The sequence below is a fragment of the Salinisphaera sp. T31B1 genome (assembly GCF_040361275.1).
GTDB lineage: Bacteria > Pseudomonadota > Gammaproteobacteria > Nevskiales > Salinisphaeraceae > Salinisphaera.
In genome coordinates this window covers 405027-429471 of the sequence record NZ_APNH01000004.1, presented here as the reverse complement: position 1 = coordinate 429471, position 24445 = coordinate 405027, and the positions used below count along the sequence as shown (strand labels likewise).

General features: G+C 62.9%; 22 protein-coding genes, 1 tRNA gene and 1 other RNA gene. 6 read left to right on the top strand and 18 right to left on the bottom strand.

Features of this window, described 5'->3' with window-relative positions:
* Positions 1 to 38: 38 nt before the first annotated feature.
* The 6 genes from T31B1_RS16715 to T31B1_RS16690 form a co-directional block, all read right to left on the bottom strand.
* Positions 39 to 2249, bottom strand: coding sequence for a polysaccharide biosynthesis tyrosine autokinase (locus tag T31B1_RS16715; protein ID WP_353250661.1), 2211 nt, complete (start codon positions 2247 to 2249; stop codon positions 39 to 41).
* Between the two features lie 17 nt (positions 2250 to 2266).
* The gene (locus tag T31B1_RS16710) at positions 2267 to 3430 is read right to left on the bottom strand and encodes a polysaccharide biosynthesis/export family protein (protein WP_353250660.1); all 1164 of its coding nucleotides are present in this window, start codon (positions 3428 to 3430) and stop codon (positions 2267 to 2269) included.
* Between the two features lie 304 nt (positions 3431 to 3734).
* Positions 3735 to 4199 carry a low molecular weight protein-tyrosine-phosphatase gene (locus T31B1_RS16705; RefSeq protein ID WP_353250659.1) on the bottom strand — a complete coding sequence of 155 codons (465 nt, stop codon included), beginning with the start codon at positions 4197 to 4199 and terminating at the stop codon, positions 3735 to 3737.
* A 125-nt stretch (positions 4200 to 4324) separates the two neighbouring features.
* A complete protein-coding gene (locus tag T31B1_RS16700) occupies positions 4325 to 4801 on the bottom strand; it encodes a protease complex subunit PrcB family protein (protein WP_353250658.1) in 477 nt (158 codons plus the stop codon).
* Between the two features lie 140 nt (positions 4802 to 4941).
* Complete coding sequence (cysC, locus tag T31B1_RS16695) at positions 4942 to 5586, bottom strand: adenylyl-sulfate kinase (RefSeq protein WP_353250657.1); 645 nt, start codon at positions 5584 to 5586, stop codon at positions 4942 to 4944.
* Between the two features lie 322 nt (positions 5587 to 5908).
* Positions 5909 to 6721: an SIR2 family NAD-dependent protein deacylase gene (locus tag T31B1_RS16690; protein WP_353250656.1), complete on the bottom strand. Its 813-nt coding sequence runs from the start codon at positions 6719 to 6721 to the stop codon at positions 5909 to 5911.
* 147 nt (positions 6722 to 6868) lie between these two features.
* Between T31B1_RS16690 and T31B1_RS16685 the strand changes: the two genes are divergently transcribed.
* On the top strand, positions 6869 to 8437 hold the full coding sequence (locus T31B1_RS16685) for a cryptochrome/photolyase family protein (RefSeq protein ID WP_353250655.1): 1569 nt from the start codon (positions 6869 to 6871) through the stop codon (positions 8435 to 8437).
* A gap of 415 nt (positions 8438 to 8852) precedes the next feature.
* Positions 8853 to 10295, top strand: a complete 1443-nt coding sequence (locus T31B1_RS16680; RefSeq protein ID WP_353250654.1) for a cryptochrome/photolyase family protein — start codon at positions 8853 to 8855, stop codon at positions 10293 to 10295.
* 621 nt (positions 10296 to 10916) lie between these two features.
* Here T31B1_RS16680 and orn read toward each other — a convergent pair.
* Positions 10917 to 11462 carry an oligoribonuclease gene (orn, locus tag T31B1_RS16675; RefSeq protein ID WP_353250653.1) on the bottom strand — a complete coding sequence of 182 codons (546 nt, stop codon included), beginning with the start codon at positions 11460 to 11462 and terminating at the stop codon, positions 10917 to 10919.
* Positions 11463 to 11648: 186 nt separating this feature from the next.
* Between orn and T31B1_RS16670 the strand changes: the two genes are divergently transcribed.
* Positions 11649 to 11981, top strand: a complete 333-nt coding sequence (locus tag T31B1_RS16670; RefSeq protein ID WP_353250652.1) for a 4a-hydroxytetrahydrobiopterin dehydratase — start codon at positions 11649 to 11651, stop codon at positions 11979 to 11981.
* Positions 11982 to 12120: 139 nt separating this feature from the next.
* Here the strand turns inward: T31B1_RS16670 and recR are convergent, their stop codons facing one another.
* The 11 genes from recR to dapA all read right to left on the bottom strand — a co-directional run bounded on the left by recR (position 12121) and on the right by dapA (position 21729).
* Positions 12121 to 12717, bottom strand: coding sequence for a recombination mediator RecR (gene recR / locus T31B1_RS16665; protein ID WP_353250651.1), 597 nt, complete (start codon positions 12715 to 12717; stop codon positions 12121 to 12123).
* A gap of 65 nt (positions 12718 to 12782) precedes the next feature.
* Positions 12783 to 13106, bottom strand: a complete 324-nt coding sequence (locus T31B1_RS16660; protein ID WP_353250650.1) for a YbaB/EbfC family nucleoid-associated protein — start codon at positions 13104 to 13106, stop codon at positions 12783 to 12785.
* Positions 13103 to 15385 (bottom strand): DNA polymerase III subunit gamma/tau, encoded by a 2283-nt coding sequence (gene dnaX / locus T31B1_RS16655; protein ID WP_353250649.1) that lies wholly within the window; start codon positions 15383 to 15385, stop codon positions 13103 to 13105. Before dnaX ends, T31B1_RS16660 begins: the two co-directional genes overlap by 4 nt.
* A gap of 157 nt (positions 15386 to 15542) precedes the next feature.
* Positions 15543 to 15639, bottom strand: an RNA gene (ffs, locus tag T31B1_RS16650) — signal recognition particle sRNA small type.
* Positions 15640 to 15690: 51 nt separating this feature from the next.
* Positions 15691 to 15781: transfer RNA gene (locus tag T31B1_RS16645), tRNA-Ser, on the bottom strand.
* A 322-nt stretch (positions 15782 to 16103) separates the two neighbouring features.
* A complete protein-coding gene (locus tag T31B1_RS16640) occupies positions 16104 to 16436 on the bottom strand; it encodes a hypothetical protein (RefSeq protein ID WP_353250648.1) in 333 nt (110 codons plus the stop codon).
* A gap of 77 nt (positions 16437 to 16513) precedes the next feature.
* Complete coding sequence (locus T31B1_RS16635; RefSeq protein WP_353250647.1) at positions 16514 to 18670, bottom strand: YjbH domain-containing protein; 2157 nt, start codon at positions 18668 to 18670, stop codon at positions 16514 to 16516.
* Positions 18663 to 19460, bottom strand: coding sequence for a hypothetical protein (locus T31B1_RS16630; protein ID WP_353250646.1), 798 nt, complete (start codon positions 19458 to 19460; stop codon positions 18663 to 18665). The genes T31B1_RS16635 and T31B1_RS16630 overlap by 8 nt, the downstream gene beginning before the upstream one ends.
* 250 nt (positions 19461 to 19710) lie before the next feature.
* On the bottom strand, positions 19711 to 20403 hold the full coding sequence (locus tag T31B1_RS16625; protein WP_353250645.1) for a YjbF family lipoprotein: 693 nt from the start codon (positions 20401 to 20403) through the stop codon (positions 19711 to 19713).
* 40 nt (positions 20404 to 20443) lie between these two features.
* Positions 20444 to 20755 (bottom strand): hypothetical protein, encoded by a 312-nt coding sequence (locus tag T31B1_RS16620; protein WP_353250644.1) that lies wholly within the window; start codon positions 20753 to 20755, stop codon positions 20444 to 20446.
* A 110-nt stretch (positions 20756 to 20865) separates the two neighbouring features.
* A complete protein-coding gene (gene dapA, locus T31B1_RS16615; protein WP_353250702.1) occupies positions 20866 to 21729 on the bottom strand; it encodes a 4-hydroxy-tetrahydrodipicolinate synthase in 864 nt (287 codons plus the stop codon).
* A gap of 158 nt (positions 21730 to 21887) precedes the next feature.
* On the opposite strand from dapA, the gene T31B1_RS16610 reads away from it, so the two are divergent.
* From T31B1_RS16610 to T31B1_RS16600, 3 genes are all read left to right on the top strand, one after another.
* Complete coding sequence (locus T31B1_RS16610) at positions 21888 to 22427, top strand: glycine cleavage system transcriptional repressor (protein WP_353250643.1); 540 nt, start codon at positions 21888 to 21890, stop codon at positions 22425 to 22427.
* Positions 22428 to 22492: 65 nt separating this feature from the next.
* Complete coding sequence (locus T31B1_RS16605; RefSeq protein ID WP_353250642.1) at positions 22493 to 22960, top strand: peroxiredoxin; 468 nt, start codon at positions 22493 to 22495, stop codon at positions 22958 to 22960.
* A gap of 35 nt (positions 22961 to 22995) precedes the next feature.
* The gene (locus tag T31B1_RS16600; RefSeq protein WP_353250641.1) at positions 22996 to 24411 is read left to right on the top strand and encodes a PhoH family protein; all 1416 of its coding nucleotides are present in this window, start codon (positions 22996 to 22998) and stop codon (positions 24409 to 24411) included.
* Positions 24412 to 24445 lie beyond the last annotated feature (34 nt).

The following is a 24445-nucleotide window of genomic DNA, read 5'->3' as shown; positions in this document are numbered from 1 at the left end:
CGGTTAGTTACAGATGGCGTTTGATTTCTTCGACAACCCTAATACCTGTAGGAATAGTGACTGTAACGACCCCGTCCGTACCGGAGGCGATTAACTTTCAAACCGTTGAAGATGGCTCCTGCGACTTTGATACCGTCACGCTGCAAGCGCCGAATGGCCTGCTCCACTTCGGAGCCGGAGCTATGTTCGCTCCGCACGACAAGGAATGTCGCCGCCACTTTGCGGGCGACGATGCTCGCATCCGTGACGTTCAGGACCGGCGGCAGGTCATAGATAACATAGTCGTACCGCGCTGCTACGTCGGTTTTGAGCACTTCGAAATTCTTGGCTATGAGCAACTCCGCTGGATTAGGAGGGCGGTTTCCGGCACTCATAAAATCCATGTTGGATACGGGCGTTTGCTGGATGACGTCGAATGCATTCTTCTCACCCGCAAGCACTTCGGAAAAACCCGGCCGTCGCTGAAGATCCAAGCTTCGGGCGAGCTGGCCACGACGCATATCGGCATCGATAAGCAGCACACGTTTGCCGGTATCGGCAATCAGAGCCGCGGTGTTCGACGAAATGAAGCTCTTGCCGCAGCCGGGTGTGGGGCCCGTGATAGCGATGAACTTTGTGTCGCCCTCCAACATGGCGAACTGCAAACTTGTTCTGAGGCTACGGATACTTTCTACCGCTGGCTCGTCTGGCTCTTGCGTCGCCAGAAGTTGGAAGCTATTGCGGCGCTGTTTTTTTGCAGCTTTGGCAGAAAAGGGTACCGTGGCATACACCGGCAGCCCAAACCGCGATTCGATGTCCTCGGGGTTATCCAGCGTGGCACGCAACGCCGCTCGCAGGATACTCAGCAGAATCGCCATAACAATACCGAGCGCAATTCCCATTAACGCCCATACAACACGCTTTGGCGCGACTTTGCCCGAGGGCGCATAAGCGGCGTCAACGATATGGGTGACGCCCGTAATGCCGGCTTTGGAAATCTCCAGCCCCTGCGACGTGTTGAGCAGTTGTGTATAGAGCACGTCATTTACTTCGACGTCCCGACGAAACTCCAACAGCTTCGATTCCGCTTTAGGTAGCTTCTTCAACTGCGCTTCAAGCTCTTTGCGTTGCTGGACCAGGCTGGCCCGCTTGTCGTTCGCCGCTTGGACCTGCGGAGCGCGATTAGTGAACTCTTGCAACAGCTCCTGACGTTCCAATTCTGTTTGGGCTACCTGTTGGTCGATATTGGTCATGCGTTGAAGAATCGACTGCGCCTCGGCGCTCAGGTCCAGCGTGCCGCTTTCGGTCTGGTAGTCGCGGAGCTTCTTTTCCGCAGCGTCTCGCTCTGCCCGAATCTCGGGAAGCTGCTCTTTCAAAAACTCGAGACGCCGCTGGGCCTGCTCAGACTGCTTCTCAACGTTCATCTGAAGGTACGCTGCCATGATAGCGTCCAACTGGCGCTGCGCCTCGGCGGGCGATGACCCCGTATAACGTAGGCTCAACAATCCCGACCCGGCAGGCCTCTCTTCGATATGAATACGGCTCTGGACGCCCGCGATGGCCGCGGGCTTGGGCACGTAGCTCACATCAAAGTACGTGCCCGGCTTCGCCTTCAGTGATGCCACGAATAGCTTGATCGCTGCACCGCCCGGCAGAGTCCCGGACGCGGTGGATCCAACCTGGCCATCCAAAACGGGTTGGCCCTGGTCGTCCAGCAGCCGGTAAGCGCCGTTTTCGCCTGCGACGAGGCTGAATTTCGCGGCCTGAATATTGTCCGGGAGTTGCATTCGGCTGACGTTGACCGATTCGTTACCCCAGGCATACCTCCCGAAAAACGGCACGTTTAATGTGCCGGTCATGTTCGCGGTTACGAAACGAGCGATAGGCTCGCCGATAACGGGAAAGTAACTCGGCTTGGCCCGAACTCTCAGATGCAGGTCGTCGACCGCGTCACCCACGACGGAGCGCGATTGCAGTACTGTTGCCTCCGCGCTGACGGCTTTGATATTCCCACCAGAATTAATCTGCTGCTCCATGAACGCCTGGGGCGCCATGTTCTGGCCTTGCTCTACCCGCATGAGTGATGTGGCCTGATAAACGGGTGCCGTTTTCCAGGCAAGGTAGCTTGCAGCGATCAACCCCAACAACGCCAGCGCCAAAATCCAGGGCCAGCCCTCTAACACTACCCCGATGTATTCGCGGAGATCGATCTCCTTGTCTTCAGAGTGTGTATCCGGCTGCGCCGTCGCGTCGGTAGCTGAAATAGCCAATGCGTTGAACCCGTCTGTTAGTTGCCGGTCCGGTCGTAGATCAGGTAGCTGCGGAACAGCAGATCCACCGACGGCAGGATGAGCGCCAGAGCGCGGTTGAAGTTGACGAAGCTGGCCGGCGCGGCAAATACCACGTCGCGCGGCTGCAGTTTGAACTGGTTGGCTAGCAGCAGGCCGCTCACGTTGCTGGCGTCCAGCTTGTATACGTTCGGCCGCAATACAGTCCGTACGCCGCCGTCACGCTCCGGCACGCTGTCGACGAAACCGCGGATGACGTAAATAGTGCTCGTGTCGGCACTGTCGAGCCTGACACCGCCGGCATCGGCGATGGCGTCGTTCAGCGACATGCCGCCGGTGGTGTACGGCAACGCCATCTGTTCGGTGAACTCGCCAACCATGAACACGCGGTTGGCGCTATCGTCGATAAGCAGACGGTCGCCGGGCCGCAGCGGTACGGGCCGCCCGGTCGCATAGATCTGGTTCAGATCCAGCGGCGTCGACTGACCATCGCGAATGAGGATGACGTTCTGCACGCCCACGCCACCGCCTTCCTTGGTGGCAAGTGTGTCGCACTGGTCGAGCGCTTGCAGTACCGACAACGATACGTCCGTGATCGGCACGGTACACGGTTTGACAATATCCCCGGATATGTACACGCGCTGACTGCGATATTGACGTACGCGTACATCGACCTGTGGCTCGCGGATATACTGAGATAGCCCCTCCGCCAGTCGTTTTCGTAGTGCTTTGAGTGTCAACCCCTCGGCCGTGATCTCGCCGACGTAGGGGTAGAAGATCGTGCCGTCCGCGCCGACCAGTTGACCTTGAATCCCTTCGCTACTATCGGTTCCTGCCGGATTCGTTAGTTCCGGATGGCCAAACACAATGACCTGCAGCACGTCGCCCGCGCCGATCGTGTAGTTCATCGGCGTTGCCGGCGCCGCCGATATTTGTTGCTGCGCGTCGCTGAGTGTCTGCTGCGCGCGTTCCTGATCCTGATGCCGGATCAACCACGGGGTGATCTGGATCACGCGCGGGTCGTAATCGATATCCTGCTTGGAGAGCTCTTCGTCGTACGTGGCGGTCTTGTCGCGCCCGAAGTTATACCAGCTGCCATCGACGGCCCCGGAGTCGTAACCCGGCAGGGCACAACCGGCCAGTGCGGCCAATAAAGCCAGCATGAACGCCGTTCGCACGCTCGCAACCCTGGTTGCACTACGCGCGATCACTCCCCCAAAATCGTATTTCATCATCGCCGGTTACCCGCCCAGTAATTGAGTTCGCCCTGACCTGTGTACCTGCCGGTTATCTGCCGCCCCGGTGCGGCAGCGAACGGACTGTTCGCTCGCCCGACAAATAACCATCCCCGCGCCTCGTTTGCCGATGCGCAGCGCTTGCAGCTTACACCGCCTGTGATCCGACTCCCATTCGTTTGTAACCCGGGTAACCGCGGCCACCGAGCCGGCAAACCCAACAGGCGCCCTATCATCCGGCCGTGGGCCGGTCCGTGCGCGCAGGCTGCAAACGGGCCACCCAGTCGCCAACCGCCTCGGCGAGCTCGCTGAACACCTGCTCGAAGAACGCGGCATCATGCCGGTATGGATCGGCGATGTCCGCCTCGCCCCGCCAGTGCGTCACCATGAACACGCGGCCACGGCTTTCCGGGAAACGCTCGGCCAACCAGCGTTTCTGGCCCTGTTCCATGACCAGCAGTAATTCGTGGTCGCGCAGAATGGGCGTGGTGATCTGACGCCCGCGGTGGGCGTCCAATGCGAGCCCTTCACGCTCGGCGATGGCCGCGGCTTCGGCGGGCATCTTACCGCCCTCGACCGCGCCAATGCCGGCGGACGCGATGCGCACGCTGGGCAGATCTCGGGCTAAAAGGCCCTCGGCGTACGGGCTGCGGCATATGTTGCCGGTACAGACTGTGAGGATGCTTTTGACGTGCATAAATCAAAGTGCAGTTGGCCAACGGGCGGTCGTGTCGGCGAAATATCGGGCCAGGCGCTTATGGCTGCCGGCCAGCGTGCCATATTCCCCGGCCGGCATAACACGCAGCGATTCAGCCAAAGCAATTACCGTACGCTGGCCTGCCCTCGCAGGTTGCCGAGCTGGTCGACCACGCGCACGCGGCTGTAGTTGCCCTTGGGCGGGCGGATGGCCACACAGGAGGCGATCAATGCCTGGCTGACGGCAGCATCCAGCCGGGGGGCGTTCCATACCATCGACAGCGTAAGCGTGTCGTTCGCGATCTTGGTGTCTTTACGATCGAGCTTGATGTTGTAACCACCGGTCGGGCGCTGACCCATCTCCACCACGATCACCCCGCCATTGACGGCCATGGAGGGCTTGAATTCGCTGATGCTGCGGTAGTCGATCCAGTCGCCGAAGCTACTGGCATCGGCGAAGTAGTGGGCGGCCGAATCCTGCGAGGCCGTGCCGCAATACTGGCTTTCGCCGATCACCTGGGCACCGCTGGCGCCGCGAAACGGATTGAGGCTGCAACCGGCAATGAGCGTAAGCAGGACGGTCGTGATCAGCAGTCGCGTCATGGGCGGAGTCCGAAGAACGTGAGCAGGTATCTGATTTAAGGCGGCAAAGCCTATCACGGCGTATCGCGCCAGCCTACCAGCGTTTACACGGGCCGGCGCGCAGGCTGGCAGCGCAATGGCCCCAGCCCGGCGTGCGGGCTTCAGGGCCGGGTCGCGCGCGCCGCGAGCTCGGCATGCAGGTATTCGTGCTCGAGCAGGTGGGCCACGATCTGGTCCACGCATTCCTCGATCGAATGGTCTCCGGTGTGTACGTGCACCTCCGGGTTCTCCGGGGCCTCGTACGGCGCACTGATGCCAGTGAAGTTGGGAATGCTGCCGGCCCGCGCTTTCTTGTAAAGCCCTTTCGGATCGCGGTCCTCACAGACCGACAACGGTGCATCCACATAGATCTCGATGAAATCGTTGGCATCGCGCTCCGAGAGCATGCGTGCCATCTGGCGATCCTGACGGTACGGCGAGATGAACGCCGTGAGGTTGATGATGCCGGCATCCCGGAACAGCTTGGCTACTTCGCCGATACGGCGAATATTCTCGATCCGGTCTTCGGGGCTGAAGGCCAGATCCCGACACAGGCCGCTGCGAACGTTGTCGCCGTCCAGGCGATAGGTGCGACACCCCATGTCGTAGAGCCGCTGCTCGAGCGCGACCGACAGCGTCGACTTGCCGGAGCCGGACAACCCGGTGAACCAGACGGTGAAACCGCGGTGGCGATTGCTGGCCTCGCGTTCGGGCCGTTCGACAGTGCCCTTGTGCCAGACGATATTGCTGCTCTTGTGTTCGCTCATGGACAGGTCCGGTAGTGAATGCGTTCCAGAACAAATGACGGCCGCAGCGCTAAACGCTCTGCCACCGGGCCGATCACGCACGCGCCGGACACATACCGTCGACGAACGCTGCGGCCGGCGGCCAAACTGTGCCGATTGCGCGCATTCTACCGCCCTATTCGGGCATATCGCACGGACGGCTCCGAGCGGCCGGCCCCGATCGCGGCATCCCGCCCTGTCGAACCATCAGTTGCGCGTGAGATTACCTGCGCGCCCACCGCCGTTGCCGCGGCAGCTTGAATATGCCGGCAGCGTGGCCTTTGCCCTGTGCTCTGAACAGGCGTCACGTGTCGCGCTTGGCACCCATTGTTCGGGTGATCTCGCTCAACGCGGCGGCGGCGTTGTCGCGTACGGTCACATGACACAACCGCGAGATCTCCGTGGCCTGCGGATTGATCTCGATCGTCGACCCGCCTCCACGCCAGGCATCCCGAACCGGGACTGCGATATACGGAAAGACCGCGCTGGTGCCGATGGTCACCACCAGGTCGAAGCCATCGGCCAGCGCCCGTTCGTAGCGCGCCACCGCACGGCCTGGCAACATCTCGCCAAACAGCACGACCGCCGGCCTTACAAGCCCGCCGCACGCCGCGCAGCTCGGTGGCAATGGGCCGAGTCGGGAATAATCCTCGACCACCTGCCGGTCGCCGCAATCCTCGCAGCGAAGACGATGGATATTGCCGTGCATTTCAATCACGTCGCGACTGCCGGCGGCCGCATGAAAGCCATCGACGTTCTGAGTGAGTACGCACAGTCGTTCATAGCGCTCGGCGAGGCTGGCGAGCGTGCGATGGCCGTCGTTCGGCGCAGCACCCCGGCAGGCGCGCTCGATCTGGCCGACGTATTTCCAGGTCAGCGCCGGATCGCGCCGGAAGGTGTCGATCGACAGCGCCTCTTCGATGGTCAGTCCGTCCTCGGTTATGTCGCGGTCGTACAGACCGCCGATACCGCGATAGGTCGGCAGACCGGAATCGGCCGACATGCCAGCGCCGGTGATCACCAGTACGCGGCGGGCCTGCTCGAACAGCATGGCCGCTTGCGCGATCGACTGACCGGCACTACGACTCGGCGTCCACCCGTCGAATAGCGAAAACATGGAGGCTCCGGCACGGCTGACATCACAGCCCACGATTGTGCCCAAGCCACGGCGTACGCGCCAAACCGCGCGCTCGCACGACGCAACCGCACCCGGCGTTGCTGTCGTAACGTGCTTCATCGCTGTTCGTTTTGTACTGGATACTGCATGGCCTCGATTCGCAATCTCGTTATCGTGTTGGGCGACCAGCTCGACATGACCCTGTCGGCGCTCGACGACTTCGACCCGGCGCAGGACGCGATCTGGATGGCGGAAAACGAGACCGAGGCCACGCACGTCTGGTGCCATCACAAGCGCCTGGTGCTGTTTTTCTCGGCCATGCGGCACCATCGCGATGCCCTGATAGACCGCGGCTTCGAGGTGATCTACCACGCGCTGACACCCGATCGGCGCCGCGATAGCGGGCGCGATTTCGGCGAGATCCTCTCCGCGCGTATCAACGAGCGGCGCCCGCAACGCCTGGTGATGACCGAATGCGGCGACCTGCGCGTACACCGGCTGCTCGACGCCACCGCACGTGCCCACGATATTGCCCTGCAGGTCCGCCCTGACCGGCATTTCTACTGCGACCTCGACACATTCGAGGAATGGGCCGCCGGCCGCGACGGCCTCGTGCTCGAGTATTTCTATCGCATGATGCGACGGCGCCACGATGTGCTCATGGACGGCGACGAGCCCGAAGGCGGCGCCTGGAACTTCGATAAGGACAACCGTGAAAGCTTCGGCCGCGACGGACCGGGCGACATACCCGCGCCCCGGCAGTTTCGTCCGGATGAGATCACGCACGACGTGGCCGACATGGTGGCGGCGCGCTACGCAGAGCACCCCGGCGCGTACGAGGGTTTCGACCTGCCGGTTACACGTCAGGAGGCGCGCGCGGCACTGCGCGATTTCATCGACCATCGGTTGAGCCGGTTCGGTCCCTATCAGGATGCGCTCTGGACCGATCTGCACTACGGCTACCACTCGCGCCTGTCGGCCGCGCTGAACCTGCACCTGCTCGATCCGCGCGAATGTGTTGATGCCGCCGTGGCCGCCTATCGCGACGGCACGGTCGCGCTCAACAGCGTTGAAGGCTTCGTACGCCAGATTCTTGGCTGGCGCGAGTTCGTTCGCGGCGTCTACTGGCAACAGATGCCTGGCTATGCGCAGCGCAATGCGCTGAGGGCGGATCTGCCGGTGCCGGCGTTCTATTGGGACGGCGATACCGACATGGCCTGCGTGGGCGATGCCATGGGCAACGTGCTGGCCAACGGCTATGCCCATCATATTCAGCGGCTGATGATTCTCGGCCTGTTCGCGCTCAACGCGGGTGTCCATCCCCACGCCTTCCACGACTGGCATATGGCGATGTACCTGGATGCAATCGACTGGGTCAGCCTGCCGAACGCGCTGGGTATGAGCCAATTCGGCGACGGCGGCCTACTGGGCACCAAGCCGTATTGTGCATCAGGTAATTACGTCAACAAGATGAGTAATTACTGCAAGAATTGCCGGTTCGATCATCGGCAGGCGACCGGTGACAAAGCCTGTCCTGTAACAACGCTTTACTGGGATTTTCTCGATCGTAACGCCAAGACGTTCGAGGGCAACCATCGCATGGTATTTCAGCTGAAAAACCTCGAGAAGAAACGCGCCGATGAGCCGCTGATGAGCGCGATCCGGGATCAGGCCAGCAACCTTCGCCAGCGAATCGCCGACGGCGAGCGGATCTGACCGCGCGAAACCCGAGACGCCGGCTTAACGGCTGGGCCAACGGCGTAATCGACCAGCCCAGCGCCTGCCCACCGCTGATCGCGAATGGGACCGGGCACACCCACGCGCAGCCTTATGTCGGTCAGCGCGCCGCCCGCGTGAATCGGCCTGTTCGGCCACGCGGTCGTTGTAGCCGCCGAGCAGCGTATGACGTCGATCGCAGACACGCGATACCCGGAGAGCCTGTTTGCCCGCGAGCCCCTGCACAGGGGCTGGCGCCGGGCTCCCGTGATCCCGCGCGGCAGACATGCGGTGCCAGCCCCTTGATAAAAGGCGGGCTCGCGGCAGCCATTGGCGTCCGAGTGCACGGTATCATCCGCGCACGCCGCTGATACGTAGCCTCGCCATGTTTTACTGCCCGATACGCTGAGCCCCCATGAAGAAACGCGTGATTCTCTGGTTTCGCCGCGACCTGCGGCTGGCCGACAACCCTGCCCTGCGGGCGGCACTCGACGGTGACTTCGACTCGGTCGTGCCCGTGTATATCCAAGCACCGGACGAGCTGGGCGACTGGGCGCCGGGCGGCGCGCAGCGCGTCTGGCTGGACGACTCTTTGCGGGCGCTTTCGAACGCGCTGGAGGCCCTGGGTTCGCGTCTGGTGATCCGTCGTGGCCCAAGCATCGATGCGCTGGATACGCTCATCGAGGAATCCGGGGCCACCGCGGTTTACTGGAACCGACTGTACGACCCGCTGACCATCGAGCGCGACAAGGCGGTCAAGCAGCACTTGGACGAGCAGGACATAGAGACCGCCAGCTTTCGCGCCAACCTGCTCTACGAACCGTGGACGGTCGAAACCAAACAAGGCCAGCCCTATAAGGTGTTCACGCCGTTCTGGAAAGCCGTGAGCGGCCGCGGCCACGATGCGCCGCTCGCCGAGCCCGAGCGCATGCCCGAGGTGTGGTCACGTATCGGTACGCTGTCGGTCGATGACTTGGCGCTGGGCCCGACTCTGAACTGGGACAAGTCCATACGCGAAACCTGGACACCGGGCGAGGACGGCGCCCACGATCGGCTCGAGCGCTTCCTGGACGCGGCGCTGAACGGTTACGACGACGACCGCGATCGGCCGTCCGTCGCCGGCACATCGTATCTGTCGCCCCACCTGCACTGGGGCGAGATCAGCCCCCGGCAAGTCCTGCACCGACTGGACGAATGGCTGGACGACCACGGCGGCCGCAATGTGCGAGAACACGCCGACTCCTTTTCGAGCGAGATCGGCTGGCGCGAGTTCGCTCACCATGTGCTCTACCATTTTCCGGACACACCGACCCGACCGCTGGACCCGCGGTTCGAGGATTTCCCCTGGTCCGGCGACGAGGACGGGCTGGCCTGCTGGCAGCAGGGACAGACCGGCATCCCCATGGTCGATGCGGGCATGCGCGAGTTGTGGGCGACCGGCTACATGCACAACCGCCTGCGTATGACGGTGGCCTCGTTCTTGACCAAGAACCTGCGCGTTGCCTGGCAGCACGGTGAGCGCTGGTTCTGGGATACGCTGGTGGATGCGGATCTGGCCAACAACACGCTGGGGTGGCAGTGGGCGGCCGGCTGCGGCGCCGATGCCGCACCCTTCTTCCGTATATTCAACCCGGCCCGCCAGGGTGAGCGGTTCGATGCCGACGGCGACTATGTTCGCCGTTGGGTACCCGAACTCGCCAAACTGGACGCCAAGCATATCCATCGGCCGTGGGCGGCCCCGGCCAGTGCGCTGAAATCAGCCGGCATCACGTTGGGCACGACCTACCCGGAGCCGATCGTGGATCTGAAAGCCTCCAGGCGGGAAGCCCTCGACGCGTTCGAAAAGATCAAGAACTAGCTGCGGCGATACGCGTCCTGTCATGGTCCGGCGGGTCACAAGCGCATGCCTGGTGCAGTGGCCGGTCGGCTTTCAAGGCGGCCCGAAACGAAATTCGGATCCGCCGATTTTCAAAGCACCGACCACAAACAGCAGCCCGGGCCGGAACAGGAGCGCCAACGCATCCGAGCGTCAGGCGCCGGTGACAACGGCCACGCCCGGCCGCTGCTCGTGATTGGCGGAAGCAGCAGCCGAACGGATCCAGGCGTTATCGGATCGGTTGTGAAAACGCGCCATCGACCGGCGAGTATGCGGTCGGATCCCGGCACCGCTGCTCGAAAGACGGACAAAAAAAAGGCTCCCTGAGGAGCCTCCAATCATGTTTCCCGAGTTTTTATTTTTGTACTCCGCGAGCGGAGCGCTGCGGGAAGCCAATACGAAAGCCGGTCGAGGCATGTCCGCTGCCTCCGAAAGGCCGTGGCCTGTTTAGTAATCCCCGAACGGTTGCCGGATTCTGGGCCGGCGGTGCAGTTTGTCTGCTGTGGGTACTTTTTTACACGGTCGCACCGAGGCCGTCAACAAGAAAACTTTTCGGAAAAACGTTTCGCAATGGCCGGTTGCAATACCGCAGCCGGGCCGGCCTCAGATCTGCAGCAGGGTGCTGCGGTAATACGCCAGTTCCTCAAGCGAATCGCGAATATCGTCCATGGCCAGATGGCTCGACTTCTTGGAAAAACCGCTCGCCACTTCCGGGGCCCAGCGTCGTGCCAGCTCCTTGAGCGTGCTCACATCGATATGGCGATAATGGAAATAGGCTTCCAGTTTCGGCATGTAGCGCGCAAGAAACCGGCGATCCTGACAGATGCTGTTGCCGCACATGGGCGACGCGCCGGCTGGCACGTAGGCTTCGAGAAATTCGATGGTCTGCGCCTGCGCCGCGTCTTCGTCGATCTCGCTGGCCTTGACCCGCTCCACCAGGCCCGAGCCGCCATGCTGTCGCGTGTTCCATTCATCCATGGCGGCCAGCCGCTGGTCGCTCTGCCGGATTGCCATGACCGGCCCTTCGGCGAGGACATGCAGGTTCTTGTCGGTGACCAGCGTGGCGATTTCGATGATTCGATCGTTGTCCGGGTCGAGCCCGGTCATCTCGAGGTCGATCCAGATCAGGTTGTCTTCGGCGTAGCTCATGTCGTTGGACGGTTGAGTAAAGTCGCATTGTGCGGCTCGGCCCGGGTCGGCGCAAAGCCGGCGGCGAGCCGAATACCCTGGCGATTACGCATGGCCGCGGCATGGCGATGCCACTTTGGCCTATGCGCCAGGAATTGCGGCGCGGTGTTACCGTGAGCCTGATTCATTCATAGCGGGAGATCGATCATGACCCGACTCGCCGAGCGACACTGTGCAGCCTGCAACGGCGATACGCCGCGGCTGGACGACGCCACGATCAAGGCCCATCTCGACGCACTGTCCGAACACTGGGAGCCCGACGGCCCGGATGCGATCGAGGGCCGATTCAAGTTCAAGAACTACTATCACACCCAGGCATTCGTGAACGCGGTGGCCTATATCGCCCACTGCGAAGATCACCACCCGGATATCACGTTCGGCTACAACCGCTGCTCGATCCGGCTGACGACGCACGCGATGGGTGGCCTGTCCGACAACGACTTCATCTGTGCCGCGAAGATCGATCGGCTGCTGCCCTGATCCGATCCGACAATTCTGCCGGGGTGACGCGCCGCCTTAGCGCACTCGCCTGCATCGACCGGGCCGCTACGCCGGTGAGCGCTTTGCCGACCGGCCTACGGCCCGCTACGCAATGCTGCGCGCCTGTCGCCGACTCGACCTAAAGCGCGCGGCGGCCGGAGAAGGCCTGGCTGAGCGTACCCGCGTCGACATATTCCAGTTCGCCGCCCACCGGCACGCCATGGGCGATACGCGATACGCCGGCTGAATTCGCCCGGGCCAGGTCAGCAATATATTGCGCCGTGGCCTCGCCTTCGACGGTCGCGCCGGTCGCCAGGATGACCTCGGTTACCGCCCCGCCGGCGAGTTGTTCACGCAGCAGATCCAGGCCGAGTTCCGACGGCCCGACGCCGTCGATGGGCGACAGCCGCCCCATCAGCACGAAATAGCGGCCGCGGAAATCGGTGTTCTGTTCGATGGCCATGACATCGGCCGGGCTTTCGACCACGCATACCAGTGCATCGTCGCGGCGTTCGTTCTGGCAGATGTCGCACAGCTCGTGCTCGGTGAACATTCGGCAGCGGCCGCAGTGACGGATCGAGGACAACGCATGCTCGATCGTGGCCGCTAGATGGGTGCCGCCTTCGCGTTCGTTCTGCAGGAGGTGAAACGCCATGCGCTGGGCGGTCTTCGCGCCTACGCCGGGCAACACGCGGAGCGCGTCGATCAAGCGCGTAAGCGCAGGGGAAAAAGCCATCAGCGAACCGCGTCAGTCGAACCGCACATGTGCGGCGCGCCCGTCCTTGGCATCCGCACGACCGCTCAGAACGGCAGATTCATGCCCGGCGGCAGGTTCATGCCGCCGGTGAGCTCGGACATCTTGTCCTTGGTGGTGGTGCTGACCCGCTCCACCGCATCGTTCATGGCCGCGGCGATCAGGTCCTCGACGAACTCGGGTTCTTCCTCGAATACGCTCGGGTCGATGGTCACCTTGCGGACTTCATGCTTGCCGGTCATGACGACCTTCACCAGGCCCGCGCCGGACTGACCCTCGATCTCCATCTTGGCGAGTTCTTCCTGGGCCTCCTGCATCTTGCCCTGCATCGCCTGGGCCTGCTGCATGATCTTGCCTATCTGACCTTTCATTGCTCGTCTCGTTGTTGAACTGCGTGCTCTGCACGATAGGGCTTGATGGTTTCCGGGCGTACTCGTGCGCCCAGTCTTTCCTTTAACTGGCGGACGACCGGATCGTTTTCAATAGAGGCCACGGCATCGCGCTGGCGGGCCTGGGCGTCCTGTTCGATGCGCTGGGCCGGCGTATCGTCGGCCTGATCGACATACTCGATCGCCAGACGCGGCGCGCCCGCCGGCGCCCAATGATCGGCCAAGGCCTGCTGAAGGGTCTCTCGTGCACCCGGGGTGGCCAGAAACTCGTTCGCTCGAGCCAGAGCCAGCACCACCCGCTCGTCGTCCAGATGCTGACAGCGTCCGTTGTTGGCAAGCTGAGCAGCGAATCCGGTCAAACCGAGACGGGGCAACAGCCGCGCCCAATCCTCCGGGTGGTCGCCGGCCGCAACCGGCGACGGCGCCGCGCCGGGGACGGCGTCGGCCATACCGCTCGCGGCATCGGCGGGCGCAGCCTCATCCGGGCCGGTTTGTGCCGATTTCGGGTCGAACGCGTCGGCACCGAATGGCGGCTGCGCTTCGTCGTGAGCGGCCACGCGTTCGGCAGCCGGCGCTTCACGACCGGTAACGCCCGTGTCAGCGATTGCACCGTTCGCCGCGCCCCGGCTACCCGACTGGCCCGTCGGCGCTACCGCAGTCGTGGCCGCGTGATCGCCGTTGACCGGCGGCGGCTCGCTTGCCGCATCGGCCTGTTGCGTGGAAGCGCTCTGTGAGTCGTTTGTTCCGGACGACGGCGGCGTCTGCGCGGCCATCGCCTCGTCCGCCGGCGTCGACCGGGACTGTTCATCGTCACCCGAGCGACCGTCAGCGGCCGGCGCCATGCCCGACACGTCTGGCCCTGCTGGTGGCCCAGCCATCGGTTCGGCCGGGCCGGCCGGGCCGGCCGAGTCCATCGGTGGTGTCTGTGCTGATCGGGCGGGCGGCGGCGAGCGGTCGGCCGGCGCGCGTTCCGTGTCCGATTGCACGGGCGCCGTGCCAGGTGACTGCTCTGGCCCGAGCGTTGAGGCATGCGTCGGGCGCTTGCCGGAAAGCTGGGCACGCAACGCGGCCGCGGCACGCTGCGCCGCCGACTGCCCGTTATCGGGCGGCGCCGGGGATGTCTCGCGCGCCGAGGGCTCGGGCGGTTTCGGTGCAGGCTCCTGCTCGGCTTCGTTGCCGACCGGCGCGAACGCGAGCATCCGCAGCACGCTCATCTTGACGCCAATCAACGGATCGGGCGCATAGGCCAGATCGCGGATGCCGGCGATACAGATATCGTAGAACAGCTGCACCGCGGCACTGTCGGCGCGTTCGGCCGCTGCCACCCACGGCTGCCCGGCCTCGTCGATCGCCTCGCCGATGACCTGGATCGTTGCAATATGCTGCCAGGTCGTGGCCAATGCCTCGAGCAGGTAGCGCATGTCGATACCCTGGGCATACAGGCCGGCCAGCGCATCGAGTGCTGCCGGCGCGTCCGGTGCAATGATGGCATCGACCAGTTCGGCCACCCGTGCCTGACCGATGGTGCCGAGCATGTCACGCACTTCGTCCGCAGCCAGTTCGCCGCCACCGAAGGCAATGGCCTGATCGAGCAGCGACAGCCCGTCACGCATGCTGCCGTCTGCGGCACGCGCGATCTCGGCCAGCGCGTCGTCCTGAGCGGTCAGCGATTCAGCATCGATGATATGGCGCAGCTGGGCCGCAATCTCGACCGCCGGCAGACGCTTGAGCGGGAATTGCAGGCAACGCGAGAGGATTGTGACCGGGATCTTCTCGGGTTCGGTGGTCGCCAGCAGAAACTGAACCCGTGGCGGCGGCTCTTCCAGCGTCTTCAACAAGGCGTTGAACGAGTGCTTGGAGAGCATGTGCACCTCGTCGATGAGATACACCTTGGTACGCCCCCGCGTCGGTGCGTACTGGACATTGTCCATCAGCTCACGGGTATCGTCGACGCCGGTTCGCGATGCCGCGTCGACCTCGATCAGGTCCACGAAGCGGCCTTCGTCGATCTCGCGACAGGTCGAACAGGCATCCTCGCCGCGACACGGATGGGCACTCACGCCATGATCACAGTTCAGACATTTGGCAATGATGCGTGCCAGCGTCGTCTTGCCGACGCCGCGCGTGCCGGAAAACAGCAGCGCGTGATGAAGCTTGTCGTTTTCCAAGGCATGGGTCAGCGCCCGCACCACGTGCGACTGGCCGACCAGTTCGTCGAATCGGCGCGGCCGCCATGTCCGCGCAAGCGCCTGAAAACTCATGCCTTGTGCGTATCCTGGGCTATTGCGACGCCGATCATTCGATGCCTGCCTGGGCTGAGGGACGATCTCGCTTTGGAACGCCACACTATCGCGTTCGGCCGACCAAGTTTCAAGCAGGTCGCGGCCGTCGGGCGTCGAATGGAAAAAAGGTGGCGGCCCGTGCCAGCGACACCCCGGCGCCCGAGTCCGCCGCTACCGTTGCTCCCTTCCGGGCCTGGCGGGGTTTGCGGCATATCGTCGCGGGGGCACCGACACGGGCCACCATTGCCTGTGTTGCCCGGCGCCTTCGAGCGACGGGCCCTTGATGGCGGAGAGGGAGGGATTCGAACCCTCGGTACGGGGTTACCGCACACACGCTTTCCAGGCGTGCTCCTTCGACCGCTCGGACACCTCTCCTAGTAATCGAGCGCGGATTGTAACGTAAACAGCGACCCTTCGGGCCGCGAGAGGGGCGGATTGTAACGTAAACAGAGGCGCTTCGGGCTCTGAGAACGAGAGATTTTCGAACCCGATCGTCAACGACCTCTGTCCTGCCGACCCGGCGCGTCTGCTCGCAATCGACGAGTGCCTGGGCTGGGCCTGCGCTCAGCTGCCCAACTGTGGCCAGCATTGAATGGCCGCCAATCGGTCGGCCACGGTCGACCCACATCGCGCTCGTCCGGCCGACCGGGAGGCGACTATCACCGCGTCAGCGAGCGGACCGCGCCCGAGCCTCGGTTCAACGGCTGGCCATCGGCGGCGGTGTGGATAGACACCGTGCGGCCGGGTCTTTCGGGTCTACACCGGTGGGCACGTCATCGTAGGTACCCACCGGGCCCGAGGCGACGTCGGGAATCTGCATGTTCGGATCCGACGGCGGCACGTCCAGCCCTGCCGGGCTCTTCAACGGCGGAAACGACTTCGCATTCATGTAGGACTGCGGCTTCATGCAATCCGGCGTGCTGCTGCAAGCCGACAACGCAGCCACACATCCTGCGACAAACAACATCTGGACCGCTTTGTTCACCATCACTCCTGAATAGAGGCCACGCATCGCTTCGGTCGCGATCATGTCGGCCCGTATCGATCGGGGCGCATGTTAACACCGGCGGGCCGACGCGCCGAGCACATCGGTCTGAGGGTAGCGTCTTATCGCGCCAGCTTCTGGTAGTTGCTCCAGTACTCGCCCAGATTGCGCTGGTCGGTCAGACCGTAGAGCGAATATTTGCGGCTGAGCTGCTGGCCGCCGTCACGCGTGAGCGGGTTCCACCCGACGGTTGCCTGACTGCGCGTGGACTTCGTATAGAACACATCCAGAGGCATGCTGATATAGATGCCCTTGTTGAACCCGCCCTCGCCGTAATCGTCGCCGGCATCGGTGAACGTGGCATAGGCGCCAATCCGAACGCCCGAATCGAACTGTCTCGACAGATCAATGGTACCGCCCACATCCTTGGCCAGATACCGGCCGACACTGAGTTTGGCTAGGACATCCTTGAAGCCGGTATCGATATACGTGCTGACATTGCCGACCCAGGTGCTGTAGTCGCGCAAGCCGAACTGGGTATCGAAGTCGCGCTGACGCACGTACTGCGCATCCACCCCCAGGGCGACCGGACTGTTGAACGGCCGATACAGGACCTCGCCGCCCGCGCCGGCGTACATCATCTCCAGATAGCCGGCATAAGCCATTCCGAACAGGTTGTCGGACAGGCGCGCCGTACGCGTGTACTGCAGGTTGTATATGCCGAGGTCGGTCTGCCGGAGATACTCGCCGATGAAAGTCCGCACCCGGGGCAGATCGGATTCCGCGATGTAATCGTATTTGTCGAAATTGTCGGCGAGCGTGTAGGCCAACGTACCGGACAACCAACCGTGGGCATCGGTCTGGAAGGTCGCATTCGCGCGTGCAAGCAACTGATAGAGATAGCCGTCCGGGCCGCCATAGTTCTGGTTGAGCCCCGGTGACAGCCCCCAGGCAAAACGCGTGGGTGACAATTCGTACAGAGGCTCGTCGGCCGGATTGTCGTTGCTGTCCCGGCTCGTGGACACCGACTTCACATCCAGACGATAGTCGTCGGATGCAAACGTGCTGCCCGGATCGACCAGCAACGGCTGCTCGGGCAATGGCTGACGCGGCAGGCGGTCCTCTCGCAGCACGAACCCGCCGGCTTCCCAACGATAGGCGAACTCGGTCACGCCCGGATCGGTGACGTTGTGGAGAATACGATTGGCGCGAAGCTCGGCTTCCGGCGTCGAGCGGTATTTGGTGTTGTTGCCCTGGACAACGAGGGTATTGCCTTCACGACTGATACGCGTAGGCACCACGCCGGCATTGCTGGCCAGTGCTGACGACACATCCTGCCATTGGTCGGTCGTGCGCGCCGGCGCTGCCTTGACGGGCACGGGCGGCGGATCATTCTTCGGCTGCGAAAGCGTCGCGAGATTCAGGCTCAGCGTGGCCCCGAACATCGCGGTATTGCCGCGCTCCCAGGCCGCGGATAAGGCCAGATAATCGTTGACCTTCAGCCGTGCGCCAAAGTTGATCGGCGAATCCTGCTCCTGCGGGTTGTTCAGCGGCTCGGACTCATAGTCGTTACCGTCGTATTCGACCTGAAGAGTCAACGGCTCGAACGGCGTCTGATACTGAATACCGCCAAACAGGCTCGTGCGGCCGGTGAATATCTGCTTGATGTTGAAATCGCCGCCGCCCGCGGACCGCTCGTTGACACGATCTTCGAAACGGCTGCCGAACACCTGCAGCGGATTCCCGAGATCACCGCGCGAGCCGATGTAGCCCCACCCCATACCGAGGCTGAAATCGAAGTCGTACCAGCGTTTGTTCGCGACCACGTATTCGCTGCCGAACAAGCCGGTACCGCCCAGATCGCGAAAACCCAATGCAACCTGAGGCACCAGACGGCTTTCGTCCCACAGACGCAGCTTCAGATCCACACCCTTGTCGAGATAGTCGCGATCGCCGGCAATGCTTTGGCCATACAGCCGATTGCTGATCTCGGTGTAACGAAAACCGGCTTCCATCCACTCGAACGGCTGCAGGCTGAACGCATAATGGGTGTAGGGGTCGACCTGATCGTAGTGGAACGAGAATTCACCCAGCGGCGCCATGCGAGCGCTCGGCGTTTGCAGCAAGCCCACGCCGCCGAAGTCAGTCTGAAAAACATTTAGCTGGTAGTCGTCCTCGCCGGCGGCCGCGCCGCCCACACTCGCGACAAACAGCGTCACCCCGACCGAAGCGACCAGCGTCCATCTGGTCGCTGCACGATCACGACTGAATCTATTCATGGCTACCGCCCGTCGCCAGGATTTGGACTTCGCGACAATCGTCGGCGGGCGGCGCGTGTGCCAGCACGCGCGCGATCGCGTCCCGTATCCATGGGAAGGCTTCTCCGTTCAACGGCAACGAAGCGATAACACGAGAACCGGGCGCCAGCGGTGCATCGGCGAAGTTCCAAGCCTGTACACCGCGGTGAATGATTTGTCCGTATGGATCCACGATCGCCACTCGGCCGGCGCTGCCGCTGCGAAGCGACCGATCCGTCAAGAGATCGCTAAGCGTCAGCCCGCCCCGCCAATCGGTCCGATGAATACCGTTTGCATCCCATACCTCGACCCAATCCGGCGCCCGACAGGCGCCTAGCGCCGTAATTGCGCTGACCGGCGGGCGCTGGTAGGGGCGCGTCATCAAAGACGCCGGCGACCAGTCGCCGGGAACCCGGGTGGCACTCAAGGTGCCGAGACGCTTCTGCCAGGCTTTCACGGTCGACCTTAGCGGCTGACGGCCGCCATAGGCGTCCAGACGGGCGGCCAGCGTCGACAATTCCTGTCCCAGGTCACTGCGGACCTGTCGGGCACGTTCGTCATCCTCGGCCACGCGAATATAGCTATAAGGCCACACGACCTGATCCAGCTCCGGGAAAGCCATCCACGCGGCAATCAGCGAGGAGACTGTCGGCGGTTGTGCGGCCTCCCGCCCGATCGTGTCGTCGAGTGCCTGTGCGAAAGCGCCCGTACTCGCGAGCGACGCCAGCGCGCAACTCGCACAAACGAGCAGCCATTGAGAATGCTTTCGCATCTAACCCCCTGAGGGTGCAGATAAGACCGACCGCGATGGTCAGCCTCGACAACCAGTCCCTGTCCGCGCATCGAATCGATGGATACCGCCCACCCGATACACCGTCCATGCGCGTCCCAGCATGTCTGCACGCTGGGTGAGACCATACCTTACCTGAGCTGTTTCACAGTCTAATAGAGCGTTTTACCACAAGCGCCTGTTCTATCGGCGTTCTTAGCTGGAGTCGATATCAATCTCGCTCGCCGCGCGCTCACCACCAGGGCCGTGCAACACGCCATACAATCCGGTCACCGCCCGGCCACGCGACGGTATCGACAGCCCAGAGACGGCGATCACCGGGATCGCGCCAGAGGGTCGAATGCGTGGTCGGCCCATCGGCCCAGCGCAGCGTTTCGTCGCAGCGCTGCAGACCAAGCGTCGCAAGTGGCAGCTCGACCCGCTCGCTATCGTTCCGACACACCAGCGTTGCATCGGCGCGACCACTGTGAAGTTCGCCATCCTCATCGGACCATGTGCGCACCACACGATAGTGGATTTCGTTCTGATCGGCCTGCCACGGTGCAACGCCATCCGCACCTTGCATTGCGACTTCGGTCGACTCGAGATCGATCGGCAAGCCGCGGGTCGCATCCAGATAGCCGTTACGGAATACGAACGCCTGGTTGCCGCTGGTCTGCCAGAAAGTCAGGCCGCCGCTTTGTTCCGATAGCGCCAGCAGCCCCCCGCTGCCGGCGATCGTCAGATCGATTGACGCATACGGAATATCTGCCGCCTGGGCCGATACGTCTTCGTCCGATGGAAAGAATGCGGCAAAGGTCGATACGACCGGCGTATTGGCCACGCCCGCGCAGCCGCTTGCCAAGCCAGCGAATACAATGGCCAGACAAAGAAAAACCGCCCGAAAGCGGTTTTTCTCGAGGTATCGATACCTGGTGACAGTCATTAAACCCACACGGCCACCGTCGCCAGGAATACGCGACCCATTAGTTGGTACCGGTCGTACCCGTGGTGCCGGTGCCGCCGCCGTTGCCAGGCGTGGTGCCGGTGGTTCCGGTCGAGCCGCCATTACCGAGAACGACGTCGTCGCTGTCGTTATCAGCGACCGCAAACGCAGCGCCGATGAGGGCCGCGGACGTCACGCCAGCCAGCACGGCGTGCGAAACGACCTGCGAGTTGTCGGCGCCCATGGCACCGCCAGCCGCCGGACGGTTGTCGCTATCGGACTGTTGGGCCATGACAGCGGGCGACAGGGCAAAAAGCGCGATCCCCGCTGCAGCAAATACGTTCCTGATCATTATTCTGGCTCCCGTTGAATACGGCCTGATGAACTCGTTGTCAAGACTACCGGCCTGAAGAACAAAAAACAAGTTCGGCGTCACAAATACTTGACGCCGCCGCGCCGTAACTAATCGATTGATACCACTCCGGATAATGCATCGCGCACCGGCCCGTGGAAATGGTCCGACAACGGCGTCATCGGCAGCCGGATACCTGGCCCGATATAGCCCATTTCGTAGAGCGCCCATTTGACTGGAATCGGGTTCGGTTCGAGGAACAGGTTGGTATGCAGCGGCTGCAGCCTGGCGTCCAGGATCTCCGCGCGTTCGCGCTCGCCGGCGATCGCGGCGGCACACATCTCGTGCATCAGCTTGGGCGCGACATTGGCGGTGACCGAAATATCGCCGCGCGCGCCGACCAGCATGGACTCCATGGCCGTCCCATCATCCCCGGAATAGATATCCATGCCGTCGCCCACGTGCTCGATCAGATCGTGGATGCGCTCGATAGAGCCCTTGGCTTCCTTGAGCGCGACGATGTTGTCGATCTCGCACAGGCGGCCCACGGTCTCGGGCAGCATGTCCACGCCGGTCCGACTCGGTACGTTGTAGAGCACCTGAGGAATATCCACGGCCATGGCGATCGCGTGGAAATGCCGATACAGGCCTTCCTGGGTCGGCTTGTTGTAATAAGGCGTGACCAGCAGACAAGCGTCGGCTCCCGCGCGCTTGGCGTGGCGTGTCAGCCGGATGGCTTCATCGGTGGCGTTGCCGCCGGTTCCGGCGATCACCGGCACACGCTTGTCGACCAGATCGACGGTTCGCTCGATGACTTCGTCGTGCTCGCGGAAACCGAGCGTCGCGGATTCACCCGTCGTGCCGACCGCCACGATGCCGTCGGTACCTTCGGCGATGTGCCAGTCGATCAGCTTTTCGAAGCTGTCCCAGTCGACGCTGCCGTCGGCATGCATGGGAGTCACGATCGCGACCATGCTGCCGCCCAAACGATTGCTACCTTGTGCCACGGTCTGTCCTCAACGCTGCCAATGGGTGCACGGTGCGCGATTGTACCCGCGTGAAGCCACCCCTTGTAGTGCTAACATGTGGCGCTTTTCCGCCCACCCGTTCGTCACAGGATCCTGCCGCGCTCATGCCGGAAATCAAGAAGTATCTGTCGCTGGTCGCATTGGGAGACAATCGCGACAAGCTCGCGCGCGATCTGGTCGGCGCGATCGCACGTCGCGGCTGCGACGTGAGCGAATGCCGGATCACCCCGCTGGGCGATCATTTCTCTGCGGCCATGCTGCTTTCAGGCAACTGGAGTGCGATGGGCAAGATGGAAAGCGCGCTGCCCGGTCTGGCCGAACATCTGGGGCTGGAAGTCCAGTTTCAGCATGCGCGTCCGGCCGAACCGGCCACCGAGTTCCGGCCCTATGCGGCCGAAGTGGTGGCCCCGCAACAGCCGCGCCTGCTCGGCGAGCTGCTGGATTTCTTCACCGAACAGGAAACCCAGGTGGTGGAAGTCAGCGCGCAGTCCTATGAATCGGGATTGACCGGCGCGGCGATGTGCACTTTGCACATGGCATTGCAGGTGCCGATCAATCACCACCCGCAGACGTTGCGCGACGCGTTCATGGACGTCTGCGACGATCTGCACGCCGACGGCCTGCTCGACCCGATCAAGACCTGATCGTCGCCCCGCGAGCCGGCCTTTCGTCCCCGGCGCCGAGTGCGCCTAGCCGAGAATCATCCGCGATGAGCCTTGACGTCAACGATTCCGCCCCTGTCTTTTCCGCCCCGGCCACCGGGGACAAGCATCTCAGCTTGGCCGATTTCGCCGGCCAGACCCTGGTGCTGTATTTCTACCCGCGCGACAACACGCCCGGCTGTACGCAGGAGGGCGAAGCCTTCCGCGACCGGTACGATGCGTTTCGCGCCGCCGGCGCCGAGATCGTGGGCGTATCCCGCGATTCGCTGCGCAAACACGACAATTTTCGGGCCAAGTACGACTTCCCATTCGATCTGATCTCCGATGCCGACGAATCGCTCTGCAAGGCGTTCGGCGTACTCAAGGAGAAGACCATGTACGGTCGCAGCCATATCGGTATCGAGCGCAGCACCTTCGTGATCGACGGCGACGGCGTGATCCGCCACGCCTGGCGCGGCGTCAAGGTTGCCGAGCATGCCGACGAAGTGCTGGCCGCGGTACGCGCGCTGGCCTGAGGCCCGTCATTCACCGATCCACCGGGTGACCGCTCATGTCCGGACGCGTGTTCGTACTCGATACCAACGTGCTCATGCACGACCCGACCGCTCTGTTCCGTTTCCAGGAACACGACATTTTCATACCGATGGTGGTGCTCGAAGAGCTCGACGCCGGCAAAAAAGGTGTCTCCGAAGTCGCGCGCAACGTGCGGCAGGTCAGCCGCTTCATCGACGCGCTCATGGCGGACAAATGCCACGAGGAGATCGAGGCCGGCCTGGCCCTGAATCAGGGCATCGAATTCGCGGCTAACGGCAACGGCCGCGGCGAGGCGCCGCGCGCCAGCGGCCGGCTGTATTTCGAGACCCGGCCGCCGCAGGGCAGCCTGCCGGCCATGCTGCCCGGCAACAAGGCCGACAACTCCATCCTGCTGTCGGCACTGTCGCTGCGCACCTTGTTCGGCGACTCGGACGTGGTGCTCGTATCCAAGGACATCAATCTCCGGATCAAGGCATCAGTGATCGGCATCGAAGCCGAGGACTACACCAACGATAAGGTCCTCGAGGATCTCGATCTCCTGTATACCGGCCATGCCGAACTCCCCGACGATTTCTGGGACACCCACGGCCAGAGCATGGACTCCTGGCAGGATGCCGGTCGCGCTTTCTATCGGCTGAGCGGGCCACAGGTTGCCGACTGGTATCTCAACGAGCTGCTGCACTTCTCGCGGGACAACGATGTCGAGCTGATCACCCGGGAGATCGACAACGACACGAGCGTTCTGGAACTGGCCGACGACTATCGCGAGGGCAAGCAGTCGGTCTGGGGCATCCATGCCCGCAACCGCGAGCAGAATTTCGCGCTGAACCTGCTCATGGACCCGGATATCGATATCGTCACGCTTCTGGGTGCTGCCGGCACCGGCAAGACGCTGCTCACTCTGGCGGCCGCCCTGGCGCAAACGCTGGATGAATCCCGCTATCGCGAGATCATCATGACCCGCGTCACCGTGCCGGTTGGCGACGATATCGGTTTTCTACCCGGCACCGAGGAAGAGAAGATGACGCCCTGGATGGGCGCGCTGATGGACAACCTCGAGGTGCTGACCGGCAACGGCGGCGGATCTGACTGGGAGCGGGCGGCGACCAACGAGCTATTGTCCAAGCGGATCAAGATCCGGTCGGTGAACTTCATGCGCGGGCGCACGTTCCTCGAGCGGTTCGTGATTCTCGACGAAGCCCAGAACCTGACGCCCAAACAGATGAAGACCCTGATCACCCGGGCCGGGCCCGGGACCAAGTTCGTCTGCCTGGGCAATCTCGCCCAGATCGATACCCCGTATCTCACCGAAACCACCTCCGGGCTGACCAACGTGGTCGACCGATTTCGCAACTGGCGCCATGCCGGCCACGTAACGCTGGCCAGAGGCGAGCGATCGCGCCTGGCCGACCACGCCTCTGATAAGCTCTGACGGTCTCCAACGCGGTGCGCCGTCGCGGCCGACC

Excerpts from the sequence above, each read along its gene's own strand:
- T31B1_RS16710 (WP_353250660.1), bottom strand. The coding sequence starts at position 3,430 with ATGCTGGCTTTATTGGCCGCACTGGCCGGTTGTGCCCTGCCGGGTTAC.
- T31B1_RS16705 (WP_353250659.1), bottom strand. The coding sequence starts at position 4,199 with ATGCACGTCAAAAGCATCCTCACAGTCTGTACCGGCAACATATGCCGC.
- T31B1_RS16700 (WP_353250658.1), bottom strand. The coding sequence starts at position 4,801 with ATGACGCGACTGCTGATCACGACCGTCCTGCTTACGCTCATTGCCGGT.
- cysC (WP_353250657.1), bottom strand. The coding sequence starts at position 5,586 with ATGAGCGAACACAAGAGCAGCAATATCGTCTGGCACAAGGGCACTGTC.
- T31B1_RS16690 (WP_353250656.1), bottom strand. The coding sequence starts at position 6,721 with ATGTTTTCGCTATTCGACGGGTGGACGCCGAGTCGTAGTGCCGGTCAG.
- T31B1_RS16685 (WP_353250655.1), top strand. The coding sequence starts at position 6,869 with ATGGCCTCGATTCGCAATCTCGTTATCGTGTTGGGCGACCAGCTCGAC.
- T31B1_RS16680 (WP_353250654.1), top strand. The coding sequence starts at position 8,853 with ATGAAGAAACGCGTGATTCTCTGGTTTCGCCGCGACCTGCGGCTGGCC.
- orn (WP_353250653.1), bottom strand. The coding sequence starts at position 11,462 with ATGAGCTACGCCGAAGACAACCTGATCTGGATCGACCTCGAGATGACC.
- T31B1_RS16670 (WP_353250652.1), top strand. The coding sequence starts at position 11,649 with ATGACCCGACTCGCCGAGCGACACTGTGCAGCCTGCAACGGCGATACG.
- recR (WP_353250651.1), bottom strand. The coding sequence starts at position 12,717 with ATGGCTTTTTCCCCTGCGCTTACGCGCTTGATCGACGCGCTCCGCGTG.
- T31B1_RS16660 (WP_353250650.1), bottom strand. The coding sequence starts at position 13,106 with ATGAAAGGTCAGATAGGCAAGATCATGCAGCAGGCCCAGGCGATGCAG.
- dnaX (WP_353250649.1), bottom strand. The coding sequence starts at position 15,385 with ATGAGTTTTCAGGCGCTTGCGCGGACATGGCGGCCGCGCCGATTCGAC.
- T31B1_RS16640 (WP_353250648.1), bottom strand. The coding sequence starts at position 16,436 with ATGATCGCGACCGAAGCGATGCGTGGCCTCTATTCAGGAGTGATGGTG.
- T31B1_RS16635 (WP_353250647.1), bottom strand. The coding sequence starts at position 18,670 with ATGAATAGATTCAGTCGTGATCGTGCAGCGACCAGATGGACGCTGGTC.
- T31B1_RS16630 (WP_353250646.1), bottom strand. The coding sequence starts at position 19,460 with ATGCGAAAGCATTCTCAATGGCTGCTCGTTTGTGCGAGTTGCGCGCTG.
- T31B1_RS16625 (WP_353250645.1), bottom strand. The coding sequence starts at position 20,403 with ATGACTGTCACCAGGTATCGATACCTCGAGAAAAACCGCTTTCGGGCG.
- T31B1_RS16620 (WP_353250644.1), bottom strand. The coding sequence starts at position 20,755 with ATGATCAGGAACGTATTTGCTGCAGCGGGGATCGCGCTTTTTGCCCTG.
- dapA (WP_353250702.1), bottom strand. The coding sequence starts at position 21,729 with ATGGTCGCGATCGTGACTCCCATGCATGCCGACGGCAGCGTCGACTGG.
- T31B1_RS16610 (WP_353250643.1), top strand. The coding sequence starts at position 21,888 with ATGCCGGAAATCAAGAAGTATCTGTCGCTGGTCGCATTGGGAGACAAT.
- T31B1_RS16605 (WP_353250642.1), top strand. The coding sequence starts at position 22,493 with ATGAGCCTTGACGTCAACGATTCCGCCCCTGTCTTTTCCGCCCCGGCC.
- T31B1_RS16600 (WP_353250641.1), top strand. The coding sequence starts at position 22,996 with ATGTCCGGACGCGTGTTCGTACTCGATACCAACGTGCTCATGCACGAC.